This is a genomic window from Streptomyces sp. NPDC044106 (assembly GCF_056433985.1).
Map to the genome: position 1 here is coordinate 445,985 of NZ_JBWKFZ010000002.1, position 20,247 is coordinate 466,231.

Annotated in this window: 18 protein-coding genes; 16 read left to right on the forward strand and 2 right to left on the reverse strand. The window is 70.8% G+C overall.

What is annotated here, in order from left to right:
* The first annotated feature begins 69 nt into the window (after window positions 1-69).
* From AC07DI_RS04735 to AC07DI_RS04795, 13 genes are all read left to right on the forward strand, one after another.
* Window positions 70-1,008, forward strand: coding sequence for an ABC transporter permease (locus AC07DI_RS04735; protein WP_478902167.1), 939 nt, complete (start codon window positions 70-72; stop codon window positions 1,006-1,008).
* Window positions 983-1,786 (forward strand): ABC transporter ATP-binding protein, encoded by an 804-nt coding sequence (locus AC07DI_RS04740; protein WP_384247992.1) that lies wholly within the window; start codon window positions 983-985, stop codon window positions 1,784-1,786. The genes AC07DI_RS04735 and AC07DI_RS04740 overlap by 26 nt, the downstream gene beginning before the upstream one ends.
* Before the next feature lie 348 nt (window positions 1,787-2,134).
* A complete protein-coding gene (gene hpnC / locus AC07DI_RS04745; protein WP_384247521.1) occupies window positions 2,135-3,034 on the forward strand; it encodes a squalene synthase HpnC in 900 nt (299 codons plus the stop codon).
* Window positions 3,031-3,981 (forward strand): presqualene diphosphate synthase HpnD, encoded by a 951-nt coding sequence (gene hpnD / locus AC07DI_RS04750; protein WP_478902169.1) that lies wholly within the window; start codon window positions 3,031-3,033, stop codon window positions 3,979-3,981. The genes hpnC and hpnD overlap by 4 nt, the downstream gene beginning before the upstream one ends.
* Window positions 3,982-4,105: 124 nt before the next feature.
* Entirely contained in the window at window positions 4,106-5,515 is a 1,410-nt protein-coding gene (gene hpnE / locus AC07DI_RS04755; protein WP_384247991.1) for a hydroxysqualene dehydroxylase HpnE, read from the forward strand.
* Window positions 5,512-6,645, forward strand: a complete 1,134-nt coding sequence (locus tag AC07DI_RS04760) for a polyprenyl synthetase family protein (protein ID WP_478902170.1) — start codon at window positions 5,512-5,514, stop codon at window positions 6,643-6,645. Before hpnE ends, AC07DI_RS04760 begins: the two co-directional genes overlap by 4 nt.
* A gap of 134 nt (window positions 6,646-6,779) precedes the next feature.
* A complete protein-coding gene (shc, locus tag AC07DI_RS04765) occupies window positions 6,780-8,846 on the forward strand; it encodes a squalene--hopene cyclase (RefSeq protein ID WP_478902171.1) in 2,067 nt (688 codons plus the stop codon).
* On the forward strand, window positions 8,846-9,499 hold the full coding sequence (locus AC07DI_RS04770; protein WP_384247511.1) for a phosphorylase family protein: 654 nt from the start codon (window positions 8,846-8,848) through the stop codon (window positions 9,497-9,499). Before shc ends, AC07DI_RS04770 begins: the two co-directional genes overlap by 1 nt.
* 5 nt (window positions 9,500-9,504) lie before the next feature.
* Entirely contained in the window at window positions 9,505-10,527 is a 1,023-nt protein-coding gene (gene hpnH / locus AC07DI_RS04775; RefSeq protein WP_384247508.1) for an adenosyl-hopene transferase HpnH, read from the forward strand.
* A gap of 85 nt (window positions 10,528-10,612) precedes the next feature.
* Entirely contained in the window at window positions 10,613-12,523 is a 1,911-nt protein-coding gene (gene dxs, locus AC07DI_RS04780; RefSeq protein WP_478902173.1) for a 1-deoxy-D-xylulose-5-phosphate synthase, read from the forward strand.
* Window positions 12,520-13,905 carry an aspartate aminotransferase family protein gene (locus AC07DI_RS04785; protein WP_478902174.1) on the forward strand — a complete coding sequence of 462 codons (1,386 nt, stop codon included), beginning with the start codon at window positions 12,520-12,522 and terminating at the stop codon, window positions 13,903-13,905. The genes dxs and AC07DI_RS04785 overlap by 4 nt, the downstream gene beginning before the upstream one ends.
* Before the next feature lie 88 nt (window positions 13,906-13,993).
* A complete protein-coding gene (locus tag AC07DI_RS04790) occupies window positions 13,994-14,644 on the forward strand; it encodes a helix-turn-helix domain-containing protein (protein ID WP_384247501.1) in 651 nt (216 codons plus the stop codon).
* A gap of 53 nt (window positions 14,645-14,697) precedes the next feature.
* Window positions 14,698-14,814, forward strand: coding sequence for a DUF6126 family protein (locus tag AC07DI_RS04795; protein ID WP_362326896.1), 117 nt, complete (start codon window positions 14,698-14,700; stop codon window positions 14,812-14,814).
* 11 nt (window positions 14,815-14,825) lie between these two features.
* On the opposite strand, the gene AC07DI_RS04800 is transcribed toward AC07DI_RS04795, so the two are convergent.
* Entirely contained in the window at window positions 14,826-15,641 is an 816-nt protein-coding gene (locus AC07DI_RS04800; RefSeq protein WP_478902177.1) for a tyrosine-protein phosphatase, read from the reverse strand.
* Window positions 15,642-15,862: 221 nt separating this feature from the next.
* On the opposite strand from AC07DI_RS04800, the gene AC07DI_RS04805 reads away from it, so the two are divergent.
* Entirely contained in the window at window positions 15,863-16,912 is a 1,050-nt protein-coding gene (locus AC07DI_RS04805) for an aldo/keto reductase (RefSeq protein ID WP_478902179.1), read from the forward strand.
* 45 nt (window positions 16,913-16,957) lie between these two features.
* Here the strand turns inward: AC07DI_RS04805 and AC07DI_RS04810 are convergent, their stop codons facing one another.
* Window positions 16,958-17,746, reverse strand: coding sequence for an ArsR/SmtB family transcription factor (locus AC07DI_RS04810; RefSeq protein ID WP_384247494.1), 789 nt, complete (start codon window positions 17,744-17,746; stop codon window positions 16,958-16,960).
* A 222-nt stretch (window positions 17,747-17,968) separates the two neighbouring features.
* On the opposite strand from AC07DI_RS04810, the gene AC07DI_RS04815 reads away from it, so the two are divergent.
* Window positions 17,969-18,802, forward strand: coding sequence for an SGNH/GDSL hydrolase family protein (locus AC07DI_RS04815; protein WP_384247491.1), 834 nt, complete (start codon window positions 17,969-17,971; stop codon window positions 18,800-18,802).
* A 200-nt stretch (window positions 18,803-19,002) separates the two neighbouring features.
* A complete protein-coding gene (locus AC07DI_RS04820) occupies window positions 19,003-20,208 on the forward strand; it encodes an MBL fold metallo-hydrolase (RefSeq protein WP_384247489.1) in 1,206 nt (401 codons plus the stop codon).
* The last annotated feature ends 39 nt before the right edge of the window (window positions 20,209-20,247 follow it).

A 20,247-nucleotide genomic window follows, 5' to 3' on the forward strand; every position in this document is an offset into this window, starting at 1 on the left:
CCATACCCCGGTCCCTGGCCCATGCCTACGCCCGACCGGCTGCGCATCTGAAGACGAAAGTTTCCACTCGTGAGTGAGACAACGCATGACGGCGGAGTCGCGGTGACCGCGTCCCCGTCGCCCGATGACGGGCTCTCCCGGGCCGAACTCGCCGAGAAGTACGGTCTGACCGTCAGCGGCGCCCGGCCCGGACTTTTCGAGTACGTCCGCCAGCTCTGGGGACGGCGCCACTTCATCCTCGCCTTCTCCCAGGCGAAGCTGACCGCCCAGTACAGCCAGGCCAAGCTCGGCCAGCTGTGGCAGGTGGCGACGCCGCTGCTGAACGCGGCGGTCTACTTCTTCATCTTCGGCCTGCTCCTCGGCGCGCGTAAGGGCATTCCGCACGAGATCTACGTGCCCTTCCTGGTGACGGGTGTCTTCGTCTTCACGTTCACGCAGAGTTCGGTGATGGCGGGCGTGCGGGCGATCTCGGGCAACCTCGGCCTGGTGCGGGCCCTGCACTTCCCGCGGGCCTCACTGCCGATCTCCTTCGCGCTCCAGCAGCTCCAGCAGCTGCTCTTCTCGATGATCGTGCTCGTCCTGATCATGGTCGGGTTCGGGATCTACCCCACCTTCTCCTGGCTCCTCGTGCTGCCCGCCCTGGTGCTGCAGTTCGTCTTCAACACCGGCCTGGCGCTGATCTTCGCCCGGATGGGCAGCAAGACGCCCGACCTGGCGCAGCTGATGCCGTTCGTGATGCGCACCTGGATGTACGCATCGGGCGTCATGTTCAGCATCCCGGCGATGCTCGCGGACAAGAAGGACGTGCCCGGCTGGATCGGGGACGTGCTCCAGTGGAACCCGGCCTCCATCTACATGGACCTGATCCGCTTCGCCATGATCGACGACTACGGCTCCTCCTACCTGCCGCCGCATGTGTGGGCCTTCGCCGTGGGCTGGGCCGTCGTGCTCGGCGTGGTCGGCTTCGTGTACTTCTGGAAGGCTGAGGAGCGTTACGGCCGTGGCTGACGACAAGAACGCCGGCAAGGGGCACATCCCCACCGTCATCGCCGACGAACTGCACATCGTCTACCGCGTCAACGGCGCGAAGACGGGCAAGGGCAGCGCGACCTCCGCGCTCAGCCGCATGCTCCGGCGCGGCGAGGAGCGCGGTGTGCGCAAGGTGCACGCCGTGCGCGGTGTCAGCTTCACCGCCTACCGCGGCGAGGCCATCGGCCTGATCGGCTCGAACGGCTCCGGCAAGTCCACCCTGCTGCGCGCCATCGCGGGCCTGCTCCCCGCCGAGCAGGGCAAGGTCTACACCGACGGCCAACCCTCGCTGCTCGGTGTGAACGCGGCACTGATGAACGACCTGACGGGCGAGCGCAACGTCATCCTCGGCGGCCTCGCGATGGGCATGTCCCGCGAGCAGATCAGGGAGCGCTACCAGGAGATCGTCGACTTCTCGGGCATCAATGAGAAGGGCGACTTCATCACCCTGCCAATGCGCACCTACTCCTCCGGCATGGCGGCCCGGCTGCGCTTCTCCATCGCGGCGGCCAAGGACCACGACGTCCTGATGATCGACGAGGCGCTCGCCACCGGCGACCGCAAGTTCCAGAAGCGCTCCGAGGCCCGCATCCGCGAGCTGCGCAAGGAGGCCGGCACGGTCTTCCTGGTCAGCCACAACAACAAGTCGATCCGCGACACCTGCGACCGCGTGCTGTGGCTGGAGCGCGGCGAGCTGCGCATGGACGGCCCGACCGACGAGGTCATAAAGGAGTACGAGAAGTTCACGGGCAAGTAGCCCGTTTGAGCCATCGAACGTGCATTTGTTCGACAACAGTGCCCCGCCGGGAGGATTCCGGCGGGGCACTGTCATGACATGGTGTTCCCAGGAGCCTCTTGAGCCACTCAACTCCCCGGCGGCCAGGGAAGTTTGACGCCAATCGGTGTGTTGTTGTGATGCGCTGAGCACCCCGACGATGCGCGCGGGGTTGTACAACGTAAGCTGTAGCGGTGCTGATTCGCGGCAAGTGGGGCGATATCGCGCGGCGCCCCGGCTCGGAGCACAGTCCGCCTCGCAGGGGGCCGGGCGGCGTGTCCGAAATGGGATGTATTGGGTCGGCAGTGTAGAACGGGAGATGTGACGGCAATGGCTACGGATGATCTCCGGCTCCGCGATGCATCCGCCGTCCTCGACAAGGCCGCGGACGAAAACTTCCCGGTGGCTCCCTTCTTCCTGCCCCGGGCCTGGCGCGACGACCTGATGGCCGTCTACGGCGTCGTCCGCCTCATCGACGACATCGGCGACGGCGACCTCGCGCCCGAGGCCGGCCACGCCCGCTACCTCGGCCTCGAAGGACCCGGCGCCGACGACCCGCTGAGGCTCCTCGACGCCGTCGGGGCCGACCTCGACAAGGTCTTCGACGGCTCCGGCGCCGGGCACCCGCTGGTGCGGGCGCTGCGGCCGGCCGCCGAGCGCGGGACGCTGACCGTGGAGCCCTTTCGCGGCCTGATCGAGGCCAACCGCCAGGACCAGTCCGTCACGCGCTACGAGACCTTCGACGACCTCGTGGCGTACTGCGCCCTCTCCGCGAACCCGATCGGCCGTCTCGTCCTGGCCATCACCGGCACGGCGACCCCCGAGCGCATCCGCCGCTCGGACGCCGTCTGCACCGGGCTGCAGATCGTCGAGCACATCCAGGACGTCGCCGAAGACCTGCGGCGCGGCCGCATCTACCTGCCGGTTGAGGATATGAAGCGGTTCCACGTGAGCGAGTCAGATCTGTCCCGGCCGACAGCGGGAGCGTCGGTGCGCGCCCTCGTCGCCTACGAAGCGGAACGTGTCAGCGGCCTCCTGAATGAAGGCACCCCCCTGGTGGGTAGCGTCCACGGCAGGCTGAAGCTGCTGCTGGCCGGATTCGTGGCAGGGGGGAGGGCGTCGGTCCGGGCGATCGCCGCCGCCGGGTACGACGTGCTTCCCGGACCGCCCAGACCCACCAAGCCACGCATGCTGCGCGAGGCGGGTGCAGTTCTGCGAGGAGAGGGGTGAGCCGGGCAGTGGAGTCGGATCCGCGCGTGTCCGCGCCGGTGCTCGCCGCGTACAGCTACTGCGAGACCGTGACCGGGCAGCAGGCGCGCAACTTCGCGTACGGCATCAGGCTGCTGCCGGCGCCGAAGCGGCGGGCCATGTCCGCGCTCTACGCCCTCTCGCGGCGGGTGGACGACATCGGCGACGGGGCGCTCGCGCCGGAGACCAAGGCGGCCAGGCTCGACGACACCCGGGCGCTGGTTGCCCGGATCCGCGCGGGCGGCGTTCCCGAGGACGACACCGACCCGGTGGCCGTCGCCCTCGCGCACGCGGCACAGCACTTCCCGATCCCCATGGACGGCCTCGACGAGCTGATCGACGGTGTCCTCATGGACGTACGCGGCGGGACGTACGAGACGTGGGAGGACCTCAAGGTCTACTGCCGCTGTGTGGCGGGGGCCATCGGACGGCTCTCGCTCGGCGTGTTCGGCACCGAACGCGGGGCGCTCCATGCCGAGCGCGCGCCGGAGTATGCCGACACGCTCGGCCTCGCGCTCCAACTGACCAACATTCTCCGTGACGTTCGCGAGGACGCGCAGGACGGCCGCACCTACCTGCCCGCCGACGACCTCGCCAAGTTCGGCTGCGCGGCCGGGTTCTCCGGCTCCGAGCCACCCGCCGGATCCGACTTCGCGGGCCTCGTCCACTTCGAGGTGCGCCGCGCGCGGGCCCTGTTCGCCGAGGGCTACCGCCTGCTGCCCATGCTTGACCGGCGCAGCGGCGCCTGCGTCGCGGCCATGGCCGGCATCTACCGCAGGCTGCTCGACCGCATCGAGCGTGATCCCGAAGCGGTCCTGCGCGGGCGTGTCTCGCTGCCGGGGCGCGAGAAGGCGTACGTCGCGGTGCGCGGCCTGTCCGGGCTCGACGCGCGGAGCGTGTCACGGCAGACCGTCCGGAGGCGTGCGTGATGTGCGCCCGGAGTGCTCGCGGGGCAGCTGGGACGGCGCCCGCGAAGCGGCGCGCAACCCTCCGCCCCAAGATCGCGTCCCAGACTTCAACGGCCGAAGGGGTGGGTGCATGAAGAGTGAGGACATGCAGCCGGAAGGGCTGAACGTGGACGCCGCAGGCCGCCCCGGAGGGGCGGCCGCCGTGGTGGTCGGCGGCGGCCTCGCGGGCGTCACCGCCGCGCTCGCGCTCGCCGACGCGGGCCTGCGCGTGACGCTGCTCGAAGGACGGCCGCGCCTCGGCGGCCTCGCGTTCTCCTTCAAGCGCGGCGAGCTGACCGTCGACAACGGCCAGCACGTCTATCTGCGCTGCTGCACCGCCTACCGGTGGTTCCTCGACCGCATCGAGGGGGCGCACCTCGCGCCCCTGCAGGAACGTCTCGACGTGCCCGTGCTCGACGCCGACCGGAACCGTCTCGGACGCCTTCGGCGCACCGCGCTGCCCGTACCACTGCATCTGGCGTCGAGCCTCGCCACGTACCCGCATCTGTCGCTCGCCGAGCGCGCCAACGTCGGGCGCGCGGCGCTCGCCCTCAAGAAGCTCGACCCGGCCGACCCGGTGCTCGACGGCCAGGACTTCGGCAGCTGGCTGGCCCGGCACGGCCAGTCGGCGCGCGCCATCGAGGCCCTCTGGGACCTCGTGGGCGTCGCGACGCTCAACGCCGTCGCGGGCGACGCCTCGCTGGGGCTCGCCGCGATGGTGTTCAAGACCGGGCTGCTCTCCGAACCGGGCGCCGCCGACATCGGCTGGGCCCGCGCGCCTCTCGGTGATCTGCACGACAAGCTGGCCCGCAGGGCGCTCGACGCCGCGGGAGTCCGTACCGAACTGAAGACACGAGCCACCTCCATCTCCCGTATGGAGAACGGCGGTTGGCGCGTGGACGTTCCCGGCGAGAGCATCGAGGCCGAAAGCGTCGTACTCGCCGTGCCGCAGCACGAGGCGCACGATCTCCTCCCGGACGGCGCGCTCGACCGGCCCGACCGACTGCTCGACATCGACAACGCGCCGATCCTCAACATCCATGTCGTGTATGACAGGAAGGTGCTCAAGCGGCCGTTCTTCGCCGCCCTCGGCACCCCCGTGCAGTGGGTCTTCGACCGGACCGAGGCGTCCGGGCTCGCCGAGGGGCAGTACCTGGCGCTCTCCCAGTCGGCCGCGCAGAACGAGATCGACGCGCCCGTCGCCGCGCTCAGAGAGCGCTATCTCCCCGAGCTCGAGCGGCTGTTGCCCGCCGCGCACGGCGCCGAGGTGCGCGACTTCTTCGTCACCCGCGAGCGCACGGCGACGTTCGCGCCCACCCCCGGCGTCGGCAGGCTCCGCCCCGGTGCCCGCACCAAGGCCCGCGGCCTGTACCTCGCGGGCGCGTGGACCGCCACCGGGTGGCCCGCGACCATGGAGGGCGCCGTACGCAGCGGCATCAGCGCGGCCGAGGCGGCCCTCTCCACCCTGGACCGCCCCCGTGACCACCTCTTCTCGTTCGAGGAGGCGGCGGCGTGAAGCTCCACCTTCTGGGGTCAGGTCCCCAGAGAACCAGCACCGGAACAAGAGGAGAAACTGTGCCGACTGTGCCCTCGGCCGAGAAAACGGCTGCCGACACGGTGGACGTGACCTCAACCCTCGAACAAGGAAGGACGCTGGCCACCCCGGTGCTGCGGGCCGCGGTGGACCGTCTGGCGCCGCCCATGGACACCGTCGCCGCCTATCACTTCGGCTGGATCGACGCCGAGGGCAACCCGTCCGACGGCGACGGCGGCAAGGCCGTGCGTCCCGCGCTCGCCCTGCTCTCCGCCGAGGCGGCCGGCGCGCCTCCCGAGGTCGGCGTCCCCGGCGCGGTCGCCGTCGAGCTCGTACACAACTTCTCGCTGCTGCACGACGACCTCATGGACGGCGACGAGCAGCGCCGCCACCGCGACACGGTGTGGAAGGTGCACGGCCCGGCACAGGCCATCCTCGTCGGCGACGCCCTCTTCGCGCTCGGCAACGAGATCCTCCTCGAACTCGGCACCGTCGAGGCGGGCCGCGCCACCCGCCGCCTCATCACCGCCACCCGCGCGCTGATCGACGGCCAGGCCCAGGACATCAGCTACGAGCACCGCGACCGGGTCACCGTCGAGGAGTGCCTGGAGATGGAGGGCAAGAAGACCGGCGCCCTGCTCGCCTGCGCGGTCTCCATCGGCGCCGTCCTCGGCGGCGCGGACGACCGCACCGCCGACACCCTGGAGAAGTACGGCTACCACCTCGGCCTCGCCTTCCAGGCCGTGGACGACCTGCTGGGTATCTGGGGCGACCCGGAGGCCACCGGCAAGCAGACGTGGAGCGATCTGCGCCAGCGCAAGAAGTCGCTGCCCGTGGTGGCCGCGCTCGCCGCGGGCGGCCCCGCGTCCGAGCGGCTCGGCGAACTGCTCGCCGCCGACGCCAAGAGCAGTGAGTTCGAGAACTTCTCCGAGGAGGAGTTCGCCGCGCGCGCCGCCCTGATCGAGGAGGCGGGCGGCCGCGAGTGGACCGCCAAGGAGGCCCGGCGCCAGCACGCCATCGCCATCGAGGCGCTGGACTCCGTGCGGATGCCCGAGCGGGTGCGGGCGCAGCTCGTCGCGCTCGCGGACTTCGTCGTCGTACGAGAGAGATGATCATTATTGCGCGGACATCCGGGATCTCCGAGGGGTGACCCCCGAAGATCCAGGCAGTCGCCGGCCGGCGCGTCGCGCCGGCCGACGGCGGACCCACAGCAGACGAAGCCACCGCACTGCACGAAGGGGAAGCCATGACAGCGACGACCGACGGAAGCACCGGAGCGGCCCCGCCCCGCGCAGCCTCGGCCAGCCAGCCCACCGAACTTGTCGACCCGTCCACCGAACTCGCCGACCGGCCCGCCGAACCCGTCGACCGGAGCGACACGGCCGTCGCGACCGCGGGCACCCGCGAGGCCGCCGAGCGCGCCATGCGCCGGTCCACCGAATTCCTGCTCTCCCGGCAGGACGCCCAGGGATGGTGGAAGGGCGACCTCGAGACCAATGTGACCATGGACGCCGAGGACCTCCTCCTGCGCCAGTTCCTCGGGATCAGGGACGAGCCGACCACCCGCGCCGCCGCGCTCTTCATCCGCGGCCAGCAGCGCGACGACGGCACCTGGGCCACCTTCTTCGGCGGGCCCGGCGAACTCTCCACCACCATCGAGGCGTACGTGGCGCTGCGCCTGGCCGGCGACCGGCCCGACGAGGCCCACATGGCGAAGGCCTCCGCGTGGATCCGTGAGCGGGGCGGCATCGCCTCGGCCCGGGTCTTCACCCGGATCTGGCTCGCCCTCTTCGGCTGGTGGAAGTGGGACGACCTGCCCGAACTCCCGCCGGAGCTCATCTACTTCCCCAAGTGGGTCCCGCTCAACATCTACGACTTCGGCTGCTGGGCGCGGCAGACCATAGTGCCGCTCACCATCGTCTCAGCCAAGCGGCCGGTACGCCCCGCGCCCTTCGCCCTCGACGAACTGCACACCGACCCGCGTGACCCCAACCCCGCCAAGCCCCTCGCCGCCGTGGCCAGTTGGGACGGTGTCTTCGAGCGGCTCGACAAGGTGCTGCACGTCTACCACAAGGTCGCGCCGCGCCGGCTGCGCAAGGCGGCGATGAACCGCGCCGCGCGCTGGATCATCGAGCGACAGGAGAACGACGGGTGCTGGGGCGGGATCCAGCCGCCCGCCGTCTACTCGATCATCGCGCTGCACCTGCTCGGCTACGACCTGGACCACCCCGTCCTCAAGGCCGGACTCGACTCCCTCGACCGGTTCGCCGTGTGGCGCGAGGACGGCGCCCGCATGATCGAGGCCTGCCAGTCACCGGTATGGGACACCTGTCTGGCCACCATCGCCCTCGCCGACGCCGGACTGCCCCCGGATCACCCGCAGTTGGTCAAGGCCGCCGACTGGATGCTCGGCGAGCAGATCGTGCGGCCCGGCGACTGGTCGGTGCGCAGGCCCGGACTGACGCCGGGCGGCTGGGCGTTCGAGTTCCACAACGACAACTACCCCGACATCGACGACACCGCCGAGGTCGCCCTCGCGCTGCGCCGGGTCGCGCACCCGGACAAGGCCCGCCTGGAGAACGCCATCGAGCGCGGGGTGCGCTGGAACCTCGGCATGCAGTCGAAGAACGGCGCCTGGGGCGCGTTCGACGTCGACAACACGAGCCCCTTCCCCAACCGGCTGCCGTTCTGCGACTTCGGCGAGGTCATCGACCCGCCGTCCGCCGACGTCACCGGGCACGTGGTGGAGATGCTCGCCGTCGAGGGCAGGTCCCGCGACCCGCGCACCCGGCGCGGCATCGAGTGGCTCCTCGCCGAACAGGAGGAGAACGGCGCCTGGTTCGGGCGCTGGGGCGTCAACTACATCTACGGCACGGGTTCGGTGGTGCCCGCCCTGGTCACCGCCGGGCTACCAGCATCGCACCCCGCGATCCGGCGCGCGGTCGCCTGGGTCGAGTCGGTGCAGAACGACGACGGCGGCTGGGGCGAGGACCTGCGTTCCTACCGCGACCGCGGCTGGGTCGGACACGGCACGTCGTCCGCCTCGCAGACGGCGTGGGCGCTGCTCGCGCTGCTCTCCGCGGGGGAGCGCGAGGGCAGGGCCGTGGAGCGGGGCATCGCCTGGCTCGCCGAGGCGCAGCGCGAGGACGGCTCCTGGGACGAGCCGTACTTCACCGGCACCGGCTTCCCCTGGGACTTCTCCATCAACTACCACCTGTACCGGCAGGTGTTCCCGCTCACCGCGCTCGGCCGGTACGTCAACGGCGAGCCCTTCGCACCGGGCGCCGCCGCACACGCCGGCAAGGGCGGCTGATGACAGCGACCCCGGCCCCGCGGCCGGGCCCCGCGCCGCTGCTGATCGCCTGCGCGCTCGGCATCGAGCGCCTCGCCCTGCGTACGGGCGACCGCAGCGGCGCCCCCGGCACCATGACCGTGCTGCGCACCGGCATGGGCCCCAAGAACGCCGAGCGCGCCGTCAGCGGTGCGCTCGGCAAGGAAACCCTGCGCGACGCGGCCGTCCTGGCCACCGGCTTCTGCGCCGGACTCGCCCCCGGTATGCACCCCGGCGACCTCGTCGTCGCCGAGGAGACCAGGGACGCGCGCGGCAGCACGACCTGTACGGGAACCGGTCTGCTGGTCGAGGAGCTGGTGCGGGCCGTGCCCGGACGCGCCGTGCACACCGGACCGCTGACCGGTTCCGACCACGTCGTCCGCGGCCCGGAGCGCGGTGACCTCCTGGCCACCGGCGCGATCGCCGTGGACATGGAGTCCGCCGCGACGCTGCACAGCGCCGTACACGCCGGGCGGCGGTCCGTTGCCGCCGTCCGGGTGGTCGTGGACGCACCCCAGCACGAACTCGTCCGCATCGGCACGGTGCGCGGTGGAATATCGGCTTTCCGCGTTCTCCGTGCCGTGCTCCCGGCTTTCTTTGAATGGCACCGTTCTTCGCTGCTCCCCCGGAGGTGAGCCAGATGGCCATGCCGCTTCGCCAGTCCATCAAGGTCGCTACGTATCTCTTTGAACAGAAGCTGCGCAAGCGGGACAAGTTCCCACTGATCGTCGAATTGGAACCGCTCTTCGCCTGCAACCTGAAGTGCGAGGGATGCGGCAAGATCCAGCACCCGGCCGGTGTGCTCAAGCAGCGCATGCCGGTGGCCCAGGCCGTGGGCGCCGTTCTTGAGTCGGGTGCGCCGATGGTCTCCATCGCCGGCGGCGAGCCACTGATGCATCCTCAGATCGATGAGATCGTGCGGCAGTTGGTGGCGAAGAAGAAGTACGTCTTCCTCTGCACCAATGCCATGCTGCTGCGGAAGAAGATCGAGAAGTTCACGCCCTCGCCGTATTTCGCGTTCGCGGTGCACATCGACGGCATGCGGGAGCGGCACGACGAGTCCGTCGCGAAGGAGGGCGTGTTCGACGAGGCGGTGGAGGCCATCAAGGAGGCCAAGAAGCGCGGCTTCCGCGTCACCACCAACTCGACCTTCTTCAACACCGACACCCCGCAGACCATCATCGAGGTCCTGAACTTCCTCAACGACGACCTCCAGGTCGACGAGATGATGCTCTCGCCCGCCTACGCCTACGAGAAGGCGCCCGACCAGGAGCACTTCCTCGGTGTCGAGCAGACCAGGGAGCTCTTCAAGAAGGCCTTCGCCGGCGGCAACCGGCGGCGCTGGCGGCTCAACCACTCGCCGCTCTTCCTGGACTTCCTGGAGGGCAAGGCGGACTTCCCGTGCACCGCGTGGGCGATCCCGAACTACTCGCTCTTCGGCTGGCAGCGCCCCTGCTACCTGATGAGCGACGGCTACGTCCCCACGTACCGCCAGCTCATCGAGGAGACCGACTGGAACAAGTACGGCCGCGGCAAGGACCCGCGCTGCGCCAACTGCATGGCCCACTGCGGGTACGAGCCGACCGCCGTCCTCGCCACCATGGGCTCCCTCAAGGAGTCCATCCGCGCGGCCCGCGAGACGGTCTCGGGAAACCGCGGGTGACGTCATGAACGGGCGGTCGAGGGCACTCCGTCAGGGGTGCCCTCCGTCGCCGTGAGATGGGACCGACCAGAGAGGGGGCCCGAGCATGACCATTCTCGAGACCATCCGGGGGCCGCGGGACCTGAAGGGGCTCTCCGGGGCCGAGCTGGACGAACTGGCGGGGGAGATCAGGGAGTTCCTGGTGCACGCGGTCGCCAGGACGGGCGGTCACCTCGGGCCCAATCTGGGGGTGGTGGAGCTCTCCATCGCCCTCCACCGGGTCTTCGAGTCGCCCGTGGACCGGCTCGTGTGGGACACCGGCCACCAGAGCTACGTGCACAAGCTGCTCACCGGACGCCAGGACTTCTCCAAACTCCGCGGCAAGGGCGGCCTCTCGGGCTACCCCTCGCGCGAGGAGTCCGAACACGACATCGTCGAGAACAGCCACGCGTCGACCGCGCTCGGCTGGGCGGACGGCCTCGCCAAGGCGCGTGACGTCCTCGGCGAGCGCGGGCACGTCGTCGCGGTCATCGGGGACGGCGCGCTCACCGGCGGCATGGCCTGGGAGGCGCTGAACAACATCGCGGCCGCCAAGGACCGGCCGCTGATCATCGTCGTCAACGACAACGAACGCTCGTACGCCCCGACCATCGGCGGCCTCGCCAACCACCTCGCCACGCTCCGTACGACGGACGGGTACGAGCGGGTGCTCGCCTGGGGCAAGGACGTACTCCAGCGCACGCCCGTCGTCGGACAGCCGCTGTACGAGTCGCTGCACGGCGCCAAGAAGGGGTTCAAGGACGCCTTCGCGCCGCAGGGCATGTTCGAGGACCTGGGGCTCAAGTACGTCGGGCCGATCGACGGGCACGACATCGGCGCCGTCGAGTCGGCCCTGCGACGCGCGAAACGCTTCCACGGCCCCGTGATCGTCCACTGCCTGACGGAGAAGGGCCGCGGCTACGAGCCCGCCCTCGCCGACGAGGCGGACCGCTTCCACACCGTAGGCGTCATGGACCCGCTCACCTGCGAGCCGCTCGCGCCGTCCAACGGCCCTTCCTGGACCTCGGTGTTCGCCGACGAGATCGTCCGCATCGGCGCCGAGCGCGCCGACGTCGTCGCCATCACCGCGGCCATGCCGGGCCCGGTCGGCCTGACCAAGTTCGCCGAGGCCTTCCCCGACCGGGTGTGGGACGTCGGCATCGCGGAGCAGCACGCCGCGGTGTCGGCCGCCGGGCTCGCGACGGGCGGCCTCCATCCGGTCGTCGCCGTCTACGCCACCTTCCTCAACCGCGCCTTCGACCAGCTCCTGATGGACGTGGCGCTGCACCGGTGCGGGGTCACCTTCGTGCTCGACCGGGCCGGCGTCACGGGTGTCGACGGCGCCTCGCACAACGGCATGTGGGACATGTCGGTCCTCCAGGTCGTACCGGGGCTGCGGATCGCCGCGCCGCGCGACGCAGGACAACTGCGAACGCAGCTGCGCGAAGCGGTCGCCGTGGACGACGCGCCGACGCTGATCCGGTTCCCCAAGGAGTCGGTGGGGCCCGCGATCCCGGCCGTGGACCGGCTCGACGGCATGGACCTGCTGCTCCAGGACGCCGACCCCGAGGTGCTGCTCGTCGCGGTCGGGGTGATGGCGCCCGTCTGTCTGCAGGCCGCCGAGCTGCTCCGGGCGCGCGGCCTGCGCTGCACGGTCGTCGACCCGCGCTGGGTCAAGCCGGTCGACGCCGAGCTGCCCGGGCTCGCCGCGAGGCACCGGGTGGTGGCGGTCGTCGAGGACAACAGCCGCGCGTCCGGGGTCGGCGCCGCGGTCGCGCTGGCGCTCGGCGAGGCCGAAGTGGACGTGCCCGTACGGCGGTTCGGGATCCCCGAGCAGTTCCTCGCGCACGCCAAACGGGGCGAGGTCCTCGCCGACATCGGGCTCACCCCGGTCGACATCGCGGGACGGATCAGCGCCACGCTCGCGGCCAAGGAGGGCGCGCGGACGCAGGGTTCAGGCAAGGAGTACAGCGCATGACCAAGGAGTTCGACCTCGGCAGTCTCCTCGCCGAGCGCGGCGCCGAGCGGTACGAACTGCACGCCCGGCACCTCAATCACCAGTTGCCGCGAATGCTGCACACCATCGGTTTCGACAAGATCTACGAGCGGGCCGAGGGCGCGTACTTCTGGGACGCGGAGGGCAACGACTACCTCGACATGCTCGCGGGCTTCGGCGTCATGGGCCTCGGCCGGCACCACCCCGTCGTACGCAAGGCACTGCACGACGTCCTGGACGCCTCGCTCGCCGACCTCACCCGCTTCGACTGCCAGCCGCTGCCCGGCCTGCTCGCGGAGCGGCTGCTCACGCACAGCCCGCACCTGGACCGGGTCTTCTTCGGCAACAGCGGTACGGAGGCCGTCGAGACGGCGCTGAAGTTCGCGCGGTACGCGACCGGGAAGCCGAGGGTGCTCTACTGCGCGCACGCCTTCCACGGGCTGACCACCGGCGCGCTCTCCGTCAACGGCGAGGACGGATTCCGGGACGGTTTCGCACCGCTGCTTCCCGACACCGCGGTGCCGCTCGGCGATCTGGACGCGCTGCGCCGGGAGTTGCGGAAGGGCGACGTCGCCGGGCTCATCGTCGAGCCCATCCAGGGCAAGGGCGTGCACGAGGCGCCGCCCGGATACCTGCGCGAGGCCCAGGAGCTGCTGCACCGGCACAAGGCGCTGCTGATCGCCGACGAGGTGCAGACCGGCCTCGGCAGGACCGGCGACTTCTACGCGTACCAGCACGAGGAGGGTGTCGAGCCCGACCTCGTCTGCGTGGCCAAGGCGCTGTCGGGCGGCTATGTGCCGGTCGGCGCGACCCTCGGCAAGGACTGGATCTTCAAGAAGGTCTACTCGTCGATGGACCGGGTGCTCGTGCACTCGGCGAGCTTCGGCTCCAACGCGCAGGCCATGGCGGCCGGTCTCGCCGTCCTCTCCGTCCTTGAGGACGAGAAGGTCGTCGAGAACGCCCGGGTCACGGGCGAGCTGCTCAAGACCCGGCTTGCCGCGCTCGTGGACCGCTACGAGCTGCTGAGCGAGGTGCGTGGCCGCGGACTGATGATCGGCATCGAGTTCGGCCGCCCCAAGTCGCTGAAGCTGCGCGGACGCTGGACGATGCTGCAGGCCGCCCGCAAGGGACTCTTCGCGCAGATGGTCGTCGTACCGCTGCTGCAGAAGCACCGCATCCTGACCCAGGTCTCCGGGGACCACCTGGAGGTCATCAAGCTGATCCCGCCGCTGACCGTGGGGGAGCGGGAGGTGGACCGGTTCGTGGCGGCCTTCACGGCGGTGATGGACGACGCGCACAGTGGTGGCGGCCTGATGTGGGACTTCGGCAGGACGTTGGTGAAGCAGGCGGTCGCGAACCGCTGAGAGCCGGGCGCCACCCGCCGGAGCCGACGAATTTTGCCTCCCGGGCAAGAAATTTGCCCGGGGGGCAAAGCTCTGGCTCAATCAGGGTATGAGCCCTGCCGAGCCCACGGAGCCCGATCCCGGGGCGGCCGCCGAGCCGTCACCGGCGGCCGACGCGCTGCCCGCCGTGGCGCCCCAGCTGCGCGAACTGCGCCGCCGCGCCTCTCTCACCCTGGAGGCCGCCGCCCGTACCGCCGGGCTCTCGCCCGCCCATCTGTCCCGCCTGGAGACCGGGCAGCGCCAGCCCTCGCTGCCGATGCTGCTCACGCTCGCACGTGTCTACGGTACGACGGTCTCGGAGCTGCTCGGCGAGACGGTCGCCGACCGGGACGCGGTGGTCCGCGCCTCGGACATGGAGCCGACCCGGGCCGGTGGCTGGACCTACTGGCAGGCGGGCGCCCCGGGACGCGGCATGCAGGCGCTGCGCGTGCACGTGCCGCACGGGGCGCAGGGCGACATCGTGCGCGTCCACCCCGGTGAGGAGTGGCTGTACGTCCTGAAGGGACGCCTTCGGCTGCGTCTGGGGGACACGGCGCACACCCTCGGACCGGGGGACAGCGCGCACTTCGACTCGCTGACCCCGCACCGGATCGCCGCCGCCGACCGGGACGGCGCCGATCTCCTCTTCGTCCACACCTTGCTGCAGAGCCCCGCCACCGCGCTGTGCCTCGGCGGCCCCACTCAGGGAGACCCGACATGACGGAACCGGAACAGCAGGAACCCCTCCGGCCCAGGCGGCCCGACCCCAGCACCATGGAGGAGAAGTTCCCCAGGGCGCTCTGGGTCCGCCTGATCATCTACGTCGCGGTGGGCCACATCTTCGCGGCCTTCATCTACCTGCTGTTCGAGCTGGGCGCGCAGAACCAGTAGGGGCCGCCCGCTCAGTCGAGCAGACGCTCGCGAAGGCGCTCGCGGGTCCCGGCGCTCAGCTTCAGGCCCTCGGCGAAGTAGGTGTCGACATCGCCCCAGGTCTCCTCGATCGTCTCGTACGCCGCCGCCAGGTACTCGGACCGGGCGTCGAAGAGGGGGTCGAGGAGCTCCACGATCTCGGGCGCCATCGCGTCCGGGGAGCTGTCGCTGCGCTGGACCTTGTAGCGGCGGTGCGACGCGCTCGACTCGAGGTAGTCCGCCTCGATGGCGTCGCGCTCGACGCCCACGGCGAGCAGCGTCACGGCTATGGAGAGGCCCGCGCGGTCCTTGCCCGCCGCGCAGTGCATCAGGGCGGGCACGCTGTCCTCGGCGAGCGCGTGCAGCACCTTGCTGTGCTCGGCGGTGCGCTCCTTGATGATCGCGCGGTAGGCGCTCATCATCCGCTCCGCGGCCCTGCCGCCGGCGAGGATCGAGCGCAGCTGGTCGAGGTCGCCGTCGCGCACCATCTTCCAGAACTCGGCGCCGTCGGCCGGGTCGGTCAGCGGCAGATTCACGTTGCGTACGCCGGGCAGCGCGATGTCGGGGCCTTCGAGCCGCTGGTCGGCGGCGTTGCGGAAGTCGAAGACCGTGTGCAGGCCCAGGGACGTGAGGAACGCGGCGTCGGCCGCGGTGGCGTGCGCCAGGTGACCGCTGCGGAACAGCACGCCCGCGCGTACGCGCCGGCCGTCCACCGTCGGCAGCCCGCCCACATCGCGGAAGTTGCGCACTCCGGCGAGCTCGGGCTCTGCCGACTCTGCCAGCTCTGTCGGCGGGACCTGCTGCGTCACGGGCTCTCCTCGGGCTCTGCGGGCCGGCGCGGCTCGCCGGTGAATGCGTCTTCGACGATACGACATCGGTACCTGGGGCAATCACCCTCCGTACGGCTCTCCCGTGAACCCGCGCGAGCGGGCCCAAGGGTGCTCCGTGGGCCGGGGCACCCCTTGCCCTGGAGTGCGCTCCAGGTCGTACAGTCGCGGCACCCAACAGCACATCGGCCGAGGAGAGTTGCATGCGCCATCGCGTTCTGGGCGGGACCGGCATCGAGGTCAGCCCCTACTGCCTGGGCACGATGATGTTCGGCTACATCGGCAACGCCGATCACGACGACTGCGTCCGGATCATGCACGCCGCGCTGGACGCGGGGATCAACTTCGTGGACACCGCCGACATGTACTCGGCCGGGGAGTCGGAGACGATCGTCGGCAAGGGTCTCAAGGGCCGCCGCGACGACGTGGTGCTCGCGACCAAGGTCCATTTCCCCATGGGGGACGGCCCGAACCGGGGCGGCAACTCCCGGCGCTGGATCATCCGCGAGGTGGAGGAGAGCCTGCGGCGGCTCGGCACGGACTGGATCGACCTCTACCAGGTGCACCGGCCGGACCACACGACCGACATAGAGGAGACCCTCTCCGCCCTGACCGACCTGGTGCGCCAGGGCAAGATCCGGGCGTTCGGCTGCTCGACGTTCCCCGCGGACGAGATCGTCGAGGCGCACCACGTGGCGATGGGCAGAGGGCTGCAGCGGTTCAGGACCGAGCAGCCGCCGTACTCGCTGCTCGCCCGGGGGATCGAGAGCCGTCTGCTGCCGGTCGCGGAGCGACTGGGGATGGGCGTGCTGACCTGGAGCCCGCTGGCCTCGGGTTTCCTGACCGGCCGCTACCGCAAGGGCCGGGACCTCGATCTGAGCAGCGGACGCCCCACCCTGTTCCCGGACCGCTTCGACCCCGCCGCGCCGCGTACGGCCGCGAAGCTGGAGGCCGTGGAGCGGCTCATGGCGGTTGCCGAGGACGTGGGCTGTTCGCTGCCGGAGCTGGCGGTCGCCTTCCCGCTGGCCCATCCCGCCGTCACGTCGGTGATCATCGGCCCGCGCACGATGGAGCAGTTGCAGAACACGCTGGGGGGCGCGTCCGTGGTGCTCGACGACGCGGCCCTCGACCGGATCGACGAGATCGTGCCGCCCGGAACGGATGTCTACGCTCCGGACGGTGTGTGGTCCCCGCCGTCCCTCACCACACCGGCGCTCCGGCGCCGCACGGCCGACGCCAGGTCCGCCGCCTGAGGACCGGGGTGGTGTTCCCCTGGCCGACCTCTCGAAGCGAGCTGTTCAGCCGGTCGCGCCGAGGGGCTCGCCGGTCTCCAGGAGCGACTTGAGGCTGGACAGGATGGGCGGCCAGCCCTGGCTGCACATGGAGTGCAGGGTGCCTGCCGGGTCGAAGTCCTGCGTGACGGTCAGTTTGACCTGGTCGCCCTGCGGCTCCAGGTCGAAGGCGACCGTCGAACGGCGCTCGCTCGCCAGCCGCGCGCGCAGCTCCTCGTCGATGCCGTTCGCCTCCGCCCACTGCTTGCTGAAGGTGTGCCAGGTGTAGGCCAGCCTGCGGTGCGGTTCGTAGGCGAGAACGACCTGCTCGGGGTCCTCGGTGGTGGCCCCGGTCTCGGTCCAGGTCATCGGGGATCCCTCGGCCCAGTCGGTCGTGAAGCTCACGCCCCAGTACCGACGGGTGAACGCCGGGTCGGTCAGCGCCTGCCAGAGCCGCTCGGGGGTGGTGCGGATGTACGTCGTGTACACGAACGTCCTGCTGTCCATGGGGGGTTGCTCCAATGCTCTCTTCAGGTCCGCGAGGGCGTGCACCCGGCCGCGGTCGAACTGACTGATCCATCGCTCGGCGATGGCGTTGATCGGAGCGGCGTTCAGGTAGTGCAGCTTCTCCCGCCCCTGCCGCACCGTGGTCACCAGCTCGGCGGCCTCCAGCACGGCCAGATGCTTGCTCACCGACTGACGGGCCATGTCCAGGCCCTCGCACAGCTCGCGCAGGGTCTGGCCGTTGCGGTCCCGCAACCGGTCGAGCAGCCGCCGCCGGCTCGGATCGGCCAGCGCCTTGAACGCCGCGTCCACTCGTCGTCACCCCCAGTCAGGCAGCCGTAAGGCTGCATATCCATGATTGGCAGCCGAGCGGCTGCATGTCAAGGCGGGGGCTCACCGCGGCGGCGGACGGCGAAAGGTGGGTCTTGCACTTATTCCGAGTTGGACGAATCTTGACCGGTGGCTTATCTCACGCACCGTCAACCCCTCCCTACGGTGGCGTAGGTCACTTAGGGAGGTGAAGGATGTTACTCCGTGAGCGCAGAGTCGACATCCTTCATCCATCACCCCAACAACAACGGCGTTTTCAACTCCTACGCAGCGGTCGGCGACAGCTTCACCGAAGGCGTGGGTGACCCGGGACCCGACGGAACCTTCGTCGGCTGGGCCGACCGCCTCGCCGTCCTGCTGGACGACCGGGTGCCCGAGCACACCTTCCGGTACGCCAACCTCGCCGTCCGCGGCAAGCTCCTCGACCAGATCGTCGAGGACCAGCTGCCGCGCGCCAAGGAACTCGCCCCAGACCTGGTGACGTTCTGTGCCGGGGGCAACGACATCATCCGGCCCGGCACCGACCCGGACGAGGTCGCCGAGCGGTTCGAGCGGGCCGTCGCCGACCTCTCGTCGGCGGTCGGCACGGTCATGGTGACCACCGGCTTCGACACCCGTGGCGTAGCGGTGCTCAAGCATCTGCGCGGCAAGATCGCCACGTACAACATGCACGTCCGCGCCATCGCCGACCGGTATGGCTGCCCGGTGCTCGACCTGTGGTCGCTGAGGACCGTGCAGGACCGCCGTGCCTGGGACGGCGACCGGCTGCACCTCTCCGCCGAGGGGCACACGCGCGTGGCGCTGCGCGCCGCTCAGGTGCTTGGCCTCGACGTGCCCGCCGATCCCGACCAGGCGTGGCCGCCGCTGCCGCCGCGCGGCGCTCTGGACCTGCGGCGCGACGACATCCACTGGGCCCGCGAGTACCTGGTGCCGTGGATCGGGCGGCGCATCCGGGGCGAGAGCTCCGGGGACCACGTGGAGGCGAAGGGCTTTCGCAACCCGCACACCATCAAGATGCAGATAGAGGCCGCTTCCTAAGCGGGAGCCGGTGCTCCACATGAGTGAGCGACTCCGCGGACATCCGCACGTCCATACGTCGAAGGCGCCCTTCCCGGGCGCCTTCGACGTATGCGGTCCTGGCGGCCCGCGCCCTGGCGCCCTACCGACCGCCCGCGCAGGACTCGCCGGGGAGCGGTGGACATAATGGAAAGGCCTATCCACCCCCCTCAGGAGGTCCCGTGTCCCGGTCCCTGATCCCCGGGTTCCGCTCGCTGCGGTCCGCTGCCTTCGGTGCGGATCCCGCCGGCGCCCGGCTGGCCCGGATCCGCAGATCGCCGAATTTCTCCGTCGCCGAGGGAACCTTCCAGAATCCCGTGGCCGCCCGGACCAGGCCGTCCGGATCGTCCCTGGAGTTCGCGAAGATCTACTTCCGCAGGGAGGAGCGGCTGCGCCGCGGTCCGGCCGGTACGGTCCCCGTGCACCCCACGACCCTCGCCGACCTCGCCAAGCCGCCCTCCGACGGCCTGCGGGTCACCTGGATGGGTCACTCCAGCGTTCTGGTGGAGATCGACGGGCGGCGGGTGCTCTTCGACCCGGTGTGGGGCGAGCGGTGCTCACCGTATTCCTTCGCGGGTCCCAAGCGGCTGCACCCGGTGCCGGTGCCGCTGGCGGCCCTCGGCCCCGTCGACGCCGTGGTGATCTCGCACGACCACTACGACCACCTGGACATGCCCACGATCAAGGCCCTGGCACGCACCGGAACGGTCTTCGCGGTGCCGCTCGGCGTCGGCGCCCACCTGGAGCGGTGGGGCGTGCCGCAGGACCGGCTCCGCGAGCTGGACTGGAACGAGACGGCGAAGGTGGCGGACCTGACCCTGACGGCCACGCCCGCACGGCACTTCTGCGGCCGCGGACTGCGCAATCCCCAGCACACTCTGTGGGCCTCCTGGGTGGTGGCGGGGCCCGAGCACCGCGTGTACCACAGCGGGGACACCGGCTACTTCCCCGGCTTCCGTGACATCGGCGCGGAGCACGGCCCGTTCGACGCCACGATGATCCAGATCGGCGCGTACTCGGAGTGGTGGCCGGACATCCACATGACGCCCGATGAGGGCATGCAGGCCCACCTGGACCTCCAGGGCGGCTCGCCGCGCGGCGTCATGCTGCCGATCCACTGGGCCACGTTCAACCTCGCCCCGCACGCCTGGTCGGAGCCCGGCGAAGGCACGGTCGCCGCGGCGCGCCGGGCGGGCGCCACGATCGCGCTGCCCTGCCCCGGCGAGCCCTTCGAGCCGGGCGCGGATTCCCATCCCGGCTCGCTGTGGTGGCGCGACGTCGCCGTCGTGCCGGACGGCGGCTGGCTCGGCGCGTCGACGCTGGTCGTACGCGCGGTCGCCTCGCCCAGGACGGACAACGGCGAGCACGAGACGACGTCCGTCGGGTAACCGCCCCGTCCCGCGGCGTCCCGGCCCCTGCGTGCCGCC